Annotated in this window: 9 protein-coding genes and 3 pseudogenes; 5 read left to right on the top strand and 7 right to left on the bottom strand. The window is 72.4% G+C overall.

Going from position 1 to position 11,451, the window contains the following annotated elements:
* Positions 1-434: BRO-N domain-containing protein (locus RUTHE_RS00980; protein WP_021096352.1), on the bottom strand; the 434-nt coding region annotated here is incomplete at its 3' end.
* Entirely contained in the window at positions 434-682 is a 249-nt protein-coding gene (locus tag RUTHE_RS00975; RefSeq protein WP_211217712.1) for a hypothetical protein, read from the bottom strand. The genes RUTHE_RS00975 and RUTHE_RS00980, both read right to left, overlap by 1 nt.
* A 113-nt stretch (positions 683-795) precedes the next feature.
* Between RUTHE_RS00975 and RUTHE_RS00970 the strand changes: the two genes are divergently transcribed.
* Together RUTHE_RS00970 and RUTHE_RS00965 are read left to right on the top strand one after the other, a co-directional pair.
* On the top strand, positions 796-1,461 hold the full coding sequence (locus RUTHE_RS00970) for a S24 family peptidase (RefSeq protein ID WP_021096351.1): 666 nt from the start codon (positions 796-798) through the stop codon (positions 1,459-1,461).
* Positions 1,462-1,651: 190 nt separating this feature from the next.
* Positions 1,652-3,674, top strand: a pseudogene (locus tag RUTHE_RS00965) (M3 family metallopeptidase).
* A 197-nt stretch (positions 3,675-3,871) separates the two neighbouring features.
* Here the strand turns inward: RUTHE_RS00965 and RUTHE_RS00960 are convergent.
* Positions 3,872-4,909 (bottom strand): A/G-specific adenine glycosylase, encoded by a 1,038-nt coding sequence (locus RUTHE_RS00960; RefSeq protein ID WP_021096349.1) that lies wholly within the window; start codon positions 4,907-4,909, stop codon positions 3,872-3,874.
* A gap of 47 nt (positions 4,910-4,956) precedes the next feature.
* Here RUTHE_RS00960 and RUTHE_RS00955 point away from each other — a divergent pair, with 47 nt between their 5' ends.
* The 3 genes and pseudogenes from RUTHE_RS00955 to RUTHE_RS00945 all read left to right on the top strand — a co-directional run bounded on the left by RUTHE_RS00955 (position 4,957) and on the right by RUTHE_RS00945 (position 7,392).
* On the top strand, positions 4,957-5,481 hold the full coding sequence (locus RUTHE_RS00955; protein ID WP_021096348.1) for a DUF721 domain-containing protein: 525 nt from the start codon (positions 4,957-4,959) through the stop codon (positions 5,479-5,481).
* Between the two features lie 33 nt (positions 5,482-5,514).
* The gene (locus tag RUTHE_RS00950) at positions 5,515-6,252 is read left to right on the top strand and encodes a DsbA family protein (RefSeq protein WP_021096347.1); all 738 of its coding nucleotides are present in this window, start codon (positions 5,515-5,517) and stop codon (positions 6,250-6,252) included.
* Positions 6,249-7,392: pseudogene (locus RUTHE_RS00945) on the top strand (CaiB/BaiF CoA transferase family protein). Before RUTHE_RS00950 ends, RUTHE_RS00945 begins: the two are co-directional and overlap by 4 nt.
* Here the strand turns inward: RUTHE_RS00945 and lpxK are convergent.
* The 4 genes and pseudogenes from lpxK to RUTHE_RS00925 form a co-directional block, all read right to left on the bottom strand.
* A complete protein-coding gene (gene lpxK / locus RUTHE_RS00940) occupies positions 7,362-8,372 on the bottom strand; it encodes a tetraacyldisaccharide 4'-kinase (RefSeq protein ID WP_021096345.1) in 1,011 nt (336 codons plus the stop codon). The pseudogene RUTHE_RS00945 and the gene lpxK overlap by 31 nt on opposite strands.
* Complete coding sequence (locus tag RUTHE_RS00935) at positions 8,372-9,619, bottom strand: 3-deoxy-D-manno-octulosonic acid transferase (protein WP_021096344.1); 1,248 nt, start codon at positions 9,617-9,619, stop codon at positions 8,372-8,374. The genes lpxK and RUTHE_RS00935 overlap by 1 nt, the downstream gene beginning before the upstream one ends.
* Positions 9,620-9,655: 36 nt before the next feature.
* Complete coding sequence (locus RUTHE_RS00930; RefSeq protein WP_021096343.1) at positions 9,656-9,904, bottom strand: DUF4170 domain-containing protein; 249 nt, start codon at positions 9,902-9,904, stop codon at positions 9,656-9,658.
* Between the two features lie 80 nt (positions 9,905-9,984).
* A pseudogene (locus tag RUTHE_RS00925) lies at positions 9,985-11,337 on the bottom strand (TldD/PmbA family protein).
* Between the last annotated feature and the right edge of the window lie 114 nt (positions 11,338-11,451).

Raw genomic sequence — 11,451 nt, 5'->3', positions numbered from 1 at the left:
GCCGCCCGCGCCGCCTCGAACCCGGCCAGCAGCCGGTGCGGCGCCCCCGCCGCATCCGGCCCCGGCCGCACCGCGCCGGGCAGCGCATAGACGCCCCGCGTCCTCAGCGCCGGCAGCACCTCGCCCGTCACCCAGCGCCGGAACGCGCGGGCGGAGGGAAGGTTGCTGGTCAGGACCAGCGCGTAGAGGCCGCTCTCGGAGATGAGCGTCACGTTCGGATTGCCCCGCCGCGGCGCGGCGGGAATACCGTAACCAAAGTTTAGGGTATTCAGGTTGACGATCGCGCGCTCGTCCTCGTCCAGCCGACCTATCGCCATCGTCGGGTTGCTGTGCCCGAGCACCGCGCACACATCCGCCGCCACGAACCACGGCGCACCATCGCGCAGCACCGTGCGCACGCGGGTTCCCTGCCAGTCGAAGGGCACCAGCTCCATCACGCCACGTCCTTCTCGTCGATCCGAGGCCGCTCGATCCCCTCCGGCCAGGGCAGATCAGTAGGCCAATGCTCTGATACCGCTTCCAAAATCCTTCGAGCGCGCCGCTGCGTCAGGGTGCCGTGTCGATCAATCCGATCAACAGTGTCCCAACTGCCGGACACGATCCGCGAGGCGGTGGACACGCGCCAGCCCCGCGCCACTGCCAGCGCGCGGATCAAATAGGCAATGTCTCGGTCGTGGATCATGTGCGCAATAATGCACGAACCGCTCTGAATGATCAAGTATATTTGTGCACAATCCAATGGCGTGGTAGTGCATAAAAATGCACGATTCGCCATCTGCATTCCTGCGAGAGCGCTTGGCCGAGACCCTTGCCCAGACAAGGGTAGGTGTGCGCCGCCTCGAGGAACTCCTGGGTCTACCCCGATGGAGCCTCCGGGGTGTCATCGATGGGCAGACGCCAAGCCTTGATAAGGCAAAGGAAATCGCTGAGGCGTTAGGCCTCGAGCTCTACATCGGCCCGCCGCGCGGCGGCGCCGAGCCTGCGGGCGACTTCGCCCTCGTGCCGCTGCACGCCGCCGCCCTCTCGGCCGGCCCGGGTGCCGACGCGGGCGATGCCGACCGCGTCGAGACGCTGCTGGCCTTCCGCCGCGACTGGCTCGCCCGCCTGGGCCTGCCCCCCGCCCGCGCCGCCCTCGCCCGCATCCGCGGCGACAGCATGGAACCCCGCCTGAAGGACGGCGACCTTGTCCTGATCGACACCGCCCGCACCGATCCCGCCCGCCCCCTGCGCGGCCCCGAAGGCAACATCTTCGCCCTCCGCCACCAGGGCGAGCTGATCGTCAAGCGCGTCGAACGCCCCCCGACCCCGCCCCGCACCCCCGACGATCCGGCTCTGATCCTCGTCTCCGAGAACTGGTCCTATCCCCCTTTGAGGGTCGCCCGAAGCGCGCTCGAGGACGGCTCGACCGCCGTCCTGGGCCTGGTCCGATGGTGGGGCCATGTCGCCACGACACAACCATAGATAGAAAACTATGCGCCTAGCGCATGACTGCTGCACTGCAGCGCAATTTCATCTGTCAAAAATCGGCCAACTCATTTGGCAAGCTACAGCCGGCGCCCGCGCCAGGGACGGGGCAGGGCCCGGCAGGGACGGGCTGGCCAGCGGCGCACCGCGCGCCTAGCCTGCAGCCGACCGCAGAGGGAGAGCCGGCATGAACCCCCTTCTTGACGACTGGACCACGCCCTTCGGCCTGCCCCCCTGGGACCGCATCCGGGACGAGCCACTGGGCCGCGAGGCCCGTCGATGCCGCCCTCGAGGAGGCGCGGGCGAACATCGCCGCCATCGCCGATGATCCCGATCCGCCCTCCTTTGCCAACACCGTGGCCGCGCTCGAACGCGCCGACCGGCGGCTGAGCCGGGTGCTCGGTGCCTTTCACGCCGTCGCCGGGGCCGACAGCAACGAGGCCCGCCGCGCGCTCGAGCGGGAATTCGCGCCCAGACTCTCGGCCTTTTCCTCGGAGATCACGGCCAACCGGGCGCTGTTCGCACGGATCGAGACGCTGTGTGAGGGGCGCGAGGCGCTGAACCTCTCGCCCGAGGAGGCGCGGGTGCTGATGCTCACCCATCGCGGATTCGTGCGCGCAGGCGCCCGCCTTCGGGACGAGGCGATGGAGCGGATGAAGGCGATCCGCGCCCGCCTGGCCGAGCTGGGCACGCAGTTCGCGCAGAATGTCCTGGCCGACGAACGGGACTGGGCCATGCCCCTGGCCGAGGCCGATCTCGAGGGGCTGCCGGATTTCCTTGTCTCCGCCCTGCGCGCCGCAGGCGAGGCGCGCGGCCTCGGACAGCCCGCGGTGACGCTGGCGCGGTCGGTCGTGGTGCCCTTCCTCCAGTTCTCGCCCCGACGCGAGTTGCGACGCAGGGCCTGGGAGGCCTGGACGCGGCGCGGGGCAGGGGGAGGGGCGACCGACAATCGGGCCATCGCCGCCGAGATGCTCGCCCTGCGGGCCGAACGCGCGGCGCTGCTGGGCTACGCCTCCTACGCCGACTGGAAGCTCGAGACCGAGATGGCGCGGACTCCGCAGGCCGTGCGCGATCTGCTCGAACGCGTCTGGACCCCCGCGAAGGCCGCCGCCCTGCGCGACGAGGCGGAGATCGCCCGGATGCTGCGCGCGGACGGGATCGAGGGGCCGGTCGAACCCTGGGACTGGCGTTTCTACAGCGAAAGGCTGCGGCAGGTGCGCCACGCCCTCGAGGAGGCCGAGGTCAAGCCCTACCTGACGCTCGATGGCCTGCTCGACGCGGTCTTCGATGTCGCCGGGCGGCTCTTCGGCCTGCAACTGCGCGAGATCCCCGAGGCGCCGCGCTGGCATGCGGATGTGCGCGTCTGGGAGGTCACGCGCGGGGGGCGGCACATGGCGGTGTTCCATGGCGACTTCTTCGCGCGCGAGGGCAAGCGGTCGGGCGCCTGGTGCATGGCGATGCGCAGCCAGTCGCGCCTTGATGGCGAGGAACGGCCCCATGTCGTCAATGTCTGCAACTTCGCCAAGCCCCCGGAGGGGGAACCGGCGCTGCTCTCCTGGGACGATGCGCGCACGCTGTTCCACGAATTCGGCCATGCGCTGCATCAGATCCTCTCGGACGTGACCTTCGGCAGCGTCAGCGGCACCTCTGTCGCGCGCGACTTCGTGGAGCTGCCGAGCCAGCTTCTCGAACACTGGCTGGAGGTGCCGGAGCTGCTCGAGCGCCATGCCCGCCATGCCGCGACCGGCGCGCCGATGCCCGAGGACCTGCGCGAAAGGCTGCTGGCGGCGCGGACCCATGACATGGGATTCCAGACCGTCGAATACCTCGCCTCGGCCTTCGTCGATCTGGCCTTCCATGACGGGCCGCCCCCCGCAGATCCGATGCAGCGGCAGGCGGAGGTGCTGGAACGGCTGGGGATGCCGCGGGCCATCGCCATGCGCCACGCCACCCCCCATTTCCAGCATGTCTTTGCCGGGGACGGCTACGCGGCGGGCTACTACTCCTACCTCTGGAGTGAGGTCATGGACGCCGATGCCTTTGCCGCCTTCGGCGAGGCGGGCGGGCCGTTCGATGCCGCGACGGCGCAGCGGCTCGAACGCGAGATCCTCTCGGTCGGCGGATCGCGCGACGAGGGCGAAAGCTGGCTGGCCTTCCGCGGCCGCATGCCGGGGGTGGAGCCTCTGCTGGCAGGGCGGGGGCTTTTGTGAGGCGCGCAGCCCCCCCGCCCGGCAGGGCACGGCATCGGGATGAGGGGGCAGGCAGGCGGTCATGGCGATTCGGGTCTCTCCTTTCGCGGCCAGCCTGCCCCGCAACCGGTTAACGAATGGTAGGCGCAACGCGCGCTGCAGACCCGATTCGCGCAACACCCCCGGGGCGGCGCCTGTCCTGAAGGGTTCGCCCGCTCTCAGGGGTCGGCAAGGAGAGGAGATGTCTGGGCCAGCTCCCACACGCGGCGCATGGCGCCGGGCAGGGTCGCGGGATCGAGCGCGGGGACAAAACTGCCCTGCAGGGGCGTGGTGTCGCCATCCAGCCGGGCCACGCGCACCCGCAGCGTCAGGGTGAAATGCGTGAAGCTGTGGCGGGCGGTCTGCGCCAGCTCCTGCCAGTCGCCGGGGGCGGGGGGCGGGGCGTCCTCCTCTCCCCGGTCCCAGGCGGAGCCGGGAAAGCCCGGCATCCCCCCCAGCATCCGGTCCGGTGCGCGCGTTTCCAGAAGCCAGGCCCCGTCGCTGCGCCGGCCGACATAGGCTACCCCGAGCCGCTCGGGCGGGGCCTTGCGGGGGGGCTTCACGGGGCGCTGGAGCGTGGTCCCGTGCCGACGGGCAAGGCAGGCCTCGCACCAGGGGCAGAGCACGCAGGCCGGCCGGCGCGGCGTGCAGAGGGTGGCGCCGAGGTCCATCAGGGCCTGCGCGAAATCGCCCGGCCGGCCGGCGGGCACGAGCGTCGCGACCCGGTCCCGGATGGTCCTGCGTGCCTGCGGCAGGGGCGTGGCGATGTCGAAGGCGCGGGCGATCACGCGTTCCACATTGCCGTCCACGACCGCGACCTGTTGGCCGAAGGCGATGGCCGCGACCGAGGCGGCGGTATAGGCGCCAAGCCCCGGCAGGGTGCGCAGCTCCTCTTCCGTCTCGGGAAAGCCCCCCCGTTCGGCCACGGCGCGGGCGCAGGCGATGAGATTGCGGGCGCGGGCATAGTAGCCGAGGCCCGCCCATTCGGCCATCACCTCGGCCTCGGGCGCGGCGGCCAGCGCTGCCACATCCGGCCAGCGGGCCAGGAAGCGCCCGTAGCGGGGCAGGACAGCCGCCACCGTGGTCTGCTGAAGCATCACCTCGGCCAGCCAGACGCGGTAGGGATCCGGGCGCTCGCGGCTTGCCGGGGGCAGACGCCAGGGCAGGCGGCGGGCATGGCGATCATACCAGTCGAGGAGGGCTCGGGTCAGGTCCATGGGTGTCCTGTCCGGGGGCCTGTCGCCGGACCGACGGAGGGTCTATCATGGCCGTCACGGAGGGTCCAATGCAGCGTGCCGGACGATTCACACCTGCCGCGGATCTGCTGCGGCACACGATCCGCAAGGCCGGGGAGAAGCGGGGCTTTGCCACCATGCGGATCCTCACGCATTGGGTGGAGATCGTGGGCGAGGATCTGGCCGCCGTCACGAAACCCCTGGAGATCCGCCAGCCCCGTCCGCGAAAGGGCGGGGCCGCGCCGCAGGGGGGCACGCTGACGGTGCTCGCACTCGGCGCGGCGGCGCTGCGCATCGAGATGGAGAGCGACCGCATCCGCGACCGCATCAATGCCTGCCATGGCTACAGGGCTGTCGAGCGGCTGCGGATCCGCCAGACGAGCCTTGCGGGACTGGCGGAGGCGCGCGCCCCCTTCACGCCCCCGCCGGCAGCGACCCCGGATCCCCATCTGGCCGAGGCGGCAGCGGCGGCCACCGAAGGCGTGACCGACACGCGATTGCGACTTGCGCTTGCCACGCTGGCGGCCAATGTCCTGAGCAAATCGCGCCCCTGACCGGGCGCCCGACAGGAAAGGCCGAGACCCCTCATGCGACTGTTCTCCCTTGCCGCCGCGACCGCTCTGACCATCCTGCCTCTGGCCGCCCTTGCACAGGACGATGCCACCCCCGAAACCGGGGAACCCGCCGCAGAGGCCGTCACCATCCCCGAAATGGCGCTGGGCCGGCCCGATGCCCCGGTGACGGTGATCGAATACGGATCGCTGACCTGCCCGCATTGCGCCAACTGGCACGCGACCTCCTATCCGCAGCTGAAGGCCGAGTTCATCGACGATGGACAGGTCCGCTATGTCTTCCGCGAGGTCTATTTCGACCGCTTCGGCCTGTGGGCCTCGATGGTGGCGCGCTGCGGCGGCGAGATGCGCTTCTTCCCCATCGTCGAACGCCTCTATGCCGAGCAGCGCGACTGGGTCGGCGACGGTCAACCCGCCGCCATCGCCGATGCGCTGCGGCGGATCGGCCTGGCCTCGGGCCTTGCGGCCGAGCAGGTGGACAGCTGCCTGCGCGACGAGGCGCAGGCCGAGGCTCTGGTCGCCTGGTATCAGGCCAATGCCGAGGCCGACGGCATCAATGCCACACCGACCTTCCTCATCAATGGCGAGAAGCATTCCAACATGGCCTGGGAGGAGATGCGGGCCCTGATCGAAGCCGAACTGGCCGAGGCGGGCGCCGCCGGCAGCACGGACGGAACGCAGACCGAAGCGGGCAGCGAAGGGGGGACCGGCGCCGGCACCGCAGGTGAAGCGGCAGAGGCGCCGGCAGAGTGAACGACGCAAGACCGCCTCTCGAGGGGCTGCGCGTCCTCGAGCTTGCCCGCATCCTGGCCGGCCCCTGGGCCGGTCAGATCCTGGCCGATCTCGGCGCCACGGTCGTCAAGGTCGAGGCGCCGGAGGGCGATGACACGCGCCGCTGGGGTCCCCCCTGGATCGATCATGACGGCGAACGCGCTGCGGCCTATTTCCACGCCACCAATCGCGGCAAGCGATCGGTGGTGGCGGATTTCACCACCGAGGAGGGGCGTGCCCTGGTGCGTCGCCTGGCCGCCGGGGCCGATGTCGTCATCGAGAACTTCAAGCTGGGGGGGCTGGACCGCTACGGTCTGGGCTGGGAGGCGCTGTCGGCCCTCAACCCGCGGCTTGTCTGGTGTTCCGTCACCGGATTCGGGCAGGACGGCCCCTATGCGGGCCGCCCCGGCTATGACTTCATCATCCAGGGCATGAGCGGGATCATGTCCTATACCGGTGCGCCGGAAGGCGAGCCGATGAAGGTGGGTGTCGCGGTCGTGGACCTGTTCACCGGCGTCTATGACCGCCACCGGCATCCTGGCCGCGCTGCGCGAGCGCGACCGCACCGGCCGCGGCCAGCGCGTGGACATGGCGTTGCTCGATGTCGGGGTGGCGATGGCCGCCAATCAGGCGATGAACTTCCTCGCCTCCGGGCGGGCGCCGGGGCGGCTCGGCAACCAGCATCCCAACATCGTGCCCTATCAGGTCTTTCCCTGTGCCGATGGCCATGCCATCGTCGCCGTGGGCAACGATGCCCAGCACCGCCGCTTCTGCGCGCTGATCGGGGCGCCGGAGCTGGCCGAGCCGCCGCATGACACCAATCCCGGGCGCCTGGCCCACCGGGCCACGCTGATCCCCGCCATCGCCGCCCGCACCGCCCGGATGACGAAGGCCGATCTCCTGGCCGGCTGCGAGGCGGCCGGCGTTCCCGCCGGGCCGATCAACGACATGGGCGAGGTCTTCGCCGATCCGCAGGTGATCGCGCGGGGGATGCGGATCGAGCCCGGGGGCGTGCCGGGTCTGCGCACGCCGCTGCGCTTCTCCGACTCGCCGCTCGCGCTGGAGCGCCCCTCGCCGCGTCTCGGGCAGGATCAGGGCGCCGCCGACCCCTGGGCCGGCTGAAGCAGCGCCTCGAGGCGGGCATCCAGCGGCGCCCAGTCCTCCAGATCGAGCCGCACGGGCAGCACGAGGACGCGCGAGCGCAGCGCGGGGTCGAGCCGGGCGGCGTCCTTCTCGGTCGTCACGAGCTGGGCCCCGAGGCGGCGCGCCTCGGCCTCGAGCCGGGCGAAGAGGGCGGGGGGCAGGGGCTGATGATCCCCCAGCGGGCGGGTGGCGACGATTTCGGCCCCCTGGGCGCGGAGTGTCGCGAAGAACTTCTCCGGATGGCCGATGCCGGCGAAGGCCAGCGCCCGGAGCCCCTGCCAGCGCATTCCGGTGGGCAAGGGGACGAGACGGCCGCGCAGGCGGGAGAGGGCGGCGACCTGCGCCCCCCAGCGGCGATCGAAGGCATCCTGGGCAGCCGGTTCGCCCAGCGTCAGCAGCAGATCGGCCCGGGCGAGGCCGGCCGCGAGCCTTTCGCGCAGGGGGCCGGCCGGGATCGGCAGGCCGTTGCCCCAGCCGCGCGCGGCATCGACGACGAGGATCGACAGATCCCGCGCCACGGTCGGGTTCTGGAAACCGTCATCGAGGAGCACGACCTGCGCCCCGGCGGCCCGGGCGGCGCGCAGACCGGCGGCGCGGTCCCTGGCCACCCAGACCGGGGCGAAGGCCGAGAGCAGGATCGCCTCATCGCCGACATCGGCGGCGGAATGGGAGGGGATGACCCGGACAGGACCGGCCAGCCGCCCCCCATGCCCGCGCGAGACGATGTGGACGGCAAGACCGCGCGCGGCAAGGCGCTGGGCAAGGGCCATCGCCGCCGGCGTCTTGCCGGCCCCGCCGGCCTCCAGATTGCCGAGGCAGATCACGGGAATGCCGGCCGCTTCGGGGCGCGCCCGCGCCAGCCGGCGCGCGGTGGCGGCGGCATAGAGCGCCCCGAGCGGGGTCAGGGCCCGCGCCCGAAGGCCGCGATCGGGCCGCCACCACCAGGACGGCGCCCGCATCAGGCGGCCTCGCGCCGGTCGAGGCGGTCGAGGACAAGCTCGGCCAGACGGTTCAGGGTGACCGCGCCCCGCGTCGCCACATCCCATGCGGCATGCGCCATGCGCGCCGCGCGATCCGGGGCAAGTAGCGATTCGATCGCCTGGCCGAGTTCGACCGTATTGCGCACCAGATGGGCCCCCCCGGCCTGGCGCAGCCGGATCCAGGGGATGTCATGGGGCGCCGTCACCGGCCCGTGCAGCAGTGCCGAGCCGAGGGCGGCGGCCTCGAAGGGGTGGCGTCCGCCGGGCCCGCCGGGCAGCGTGCCGCCCAGGAACACCAGCGGGGCCAGGCGCAGCCAGAGGCCGGTTTCGCCCGGCCCGTCAGCCAGATAGACCGCCGCGGTCTCGTCGGGTTCGCCGCCTTCGGCCCGCAGCGAGGTGCGCAGGCCGGCCTCCCCGAAGGCGCGGGCCATCATGGGGGCTTCGGCGGGATCGCGGGCCGCGACGATCAGCAGCAGGCGATGGGTGCCGCGCAGGGCATGGCGATGGGCGGCGATGACGGCGCCGACCTCCGAGAGCGGCAGATCCGCGGCGAACCAGACCGGCCGTGCCCCGATCGTCTGGGCCAGGTCGCGCCGTTCGCGTTCGTTGCAGGGCAGGACGGGGACAGGCGGATCGAGGGCCGGCAGGATTTCCATCCGCTCCTCGGGCAGGCCGGCCCGGGACAGGCGGGCGGCCGCGGCCTCGTCGCTGACCAGGGCATGATCGAAGAGCGCGACCGTGGCGCGGGCAAGGCCGGGCATCCAGCGGGCGGTGCCCACAAGGGGCCCTTCGGGGGGGAGCTCGCACAGCAGGCGCGGCACCGGGCTGCGGGCCAGAAGGGCGGGGCGCAAAGCCCCCCCCGCCCAGAGCAGGAGCGAGGGACGCCAGTAGCCCAGGAAGGCGGCGATCCGCCCTGCGGATTCGGACGGGACGGGGCGCAGCAGGGGCGGCTGGGACAGGGCGGCAGCGAACGCGGCCGGTGCTGTGCCGCCGGCCGGGGGCAGGGCGCTCAGCGAGGCCGCCGGCAGGGTGACGAGCGTGGCCACCCCGTCCTCCCTCGCGAGACGTTCGGCCAGGGCGGTCAGCCCGGGCAGGCGGGCCGGACCGTCCGCCTGCGCCCAGAGAAGCGGTCCCTCGGGCCGGGGGGGAGGCAGCGCCTCCTCGGGCCCGCCGCCGTCGAGGGCCGTCAGCGACAGATAGAGGGTGAGCGCCAGGGGATGCCGCACGGGAGAACAGCGCCGGAAGGCGTGACCGCGCCGGACTCAGCCGTCCATCGCCCGCGGCGAGGCGGAGGCGGGCTGCTCCTCATCGCGCAGGCGGTGGAGATGGGCGATGAAGTAGCGGACATGCGCATCGTCCACGGTGCGCTGGGCCTCGGCCTTCCAGGCGGCATGGGCCGAGGCATAGTCCGGGAACAGGCCGACGATGTGGATCTTGGAGATGTCGCGGAACTCGGTTCGCGAGGGATCGACAAGCTCGCCACCGAAGACGAGGTGGAGACGGTTGGGCATGGAGAGCTCCGGATCTGGACTGCGCAGTCCCATCTCGGCTGCGCGGGGGTCGGGGTCAAGCGGAAGGGGCGGGCGGGGTCTCAGACCCCCGCGACGGTCATCCCCTCCTCGATCAGCAGCGAGGGAACGACGCGGGTCAGATGGGGCCGGGCATCGTTGGCCGGCACGAGACGGGCGAACATCTCGATCAGGTTGCCGGCGATGGTCGCTTCGTGGACGGGATGGCTGATCCGCCCCCCCTCCACCCAGAAGCCTGCGGCCCCGCGCGAATAGTCGCCCGTATGGGGGTTGATCGTCGAACCGATCAGCGAGGTGACGAGAAGGCCCCTCCCCATCTGCGCCAGCAGATCGTCGCGGCTGGCGCGGCCCTGGGTCAGTTCCACGGTGGTGACGGCCGGTGCGGGCGTGCCCCCCGGATGCGTGCGGCATTGCCGGTGCTGTCCATCCCGAGGCGGCGGGCGGAGGCCAGATCGAGCACCCAGCTGCGCAGGATGCCATCCTCCACGAAGGCCTTCGGGCGGGTCGGCAGGCCTTCGGCATCCCAGAGGCGCGAGGCGGGGTTGCGGGGGCGGTGGGGATCCTCGTGCAGGGTCAGGCCTTCGGGAAGCACCCGCTGTCCCAGCCGGTCGCGCAGGAAGGACGCGCCCCGCGCCACCGCCGCCCCCGTTGATGGCACCCAGCAGATGCCCGATGAGCGAGGCCGCCACCCGTTCGTCGAAGAGGACGGGAAAGGCGCCGGTGGGAGGGCGTGTCGCCCCTTCGCGGGCCGCGGCGCGTTCCCCGGCGGTGCGGCCGATCTCGGCCGGGCTGCGCAGATCGGCGGCATGCACGCGGTGATCCCAGTCCCAGTCGCGCTGCATCGCCGTGCCGCGTCCGGAGATGGCAGAGACCGACAGCGAACGGTCCGTGCGCGTGTAGCGGCCGGCAAAGCCGTTGGTCGCGGCCAGCGCCACCTCGCGCCGCGACCAGCCGGCGCTGGCGGCCTCCACCTGGGTGACGCCGGGCACGGCGAGCGCGGCGGCCTCGGCCTCGCGCGCCTCCTGCTCGAGCGCGGCGGGTTCGGGTTCGGGCGCCGGATCGGCGAGATCGAGCGCCGTCATGTCGCGCCCCTGCGCGAGCAGGGCGGGGTCGGCCAGGCCGGCGGTGGCATCCTCGGGCGCCTCGCGCGCCATGGCCACGGCGCGTTCGGCCATCTGGCGCAGCGTGTCCCCGCGCGTGTCGGAGGCCGAGACCACCGCCTGGCGCCGTCCGATCAGCACGCGCAGGCCGAGATCCACGCCTTCGGCGCGGGTCGCCTCCTCCAGCCGGCTGGCGCGCACCTCGACCGAGAGCGACTGGCCGCGCACCACCATGGCGTCGGCGGCCTCGGCCCCGGCGCGGCGCGCCTCCTCGAGAAGGCGGGCAGCGAGGGCATCGAGGGAGGGAAGGGACATGGGCGGTTCCATGGCTGTCCTGGGGCCTGGGGGCGTGCCTGCCGCACCTAGGCCGCCCCGGCCCGGCATGCAAGGCTTGCGCCTGCAGGGCCGGCGGGGGCGGGCCGGCGGGGG

This window comes from Rubellimicrobium thermophilum DSM 16684 (assembly GCF_000442315.1).
GTDB lineage: Bacteria > Pseudomonadota > Alphaproteobacteria > Rhodobacterales > Rhodobacteraceae > Rubellimicrobium > Rubellimicrobium thermophilum.
This window is presented reverse-complemented; position numbering and strand designations above follow the sequence as displayed.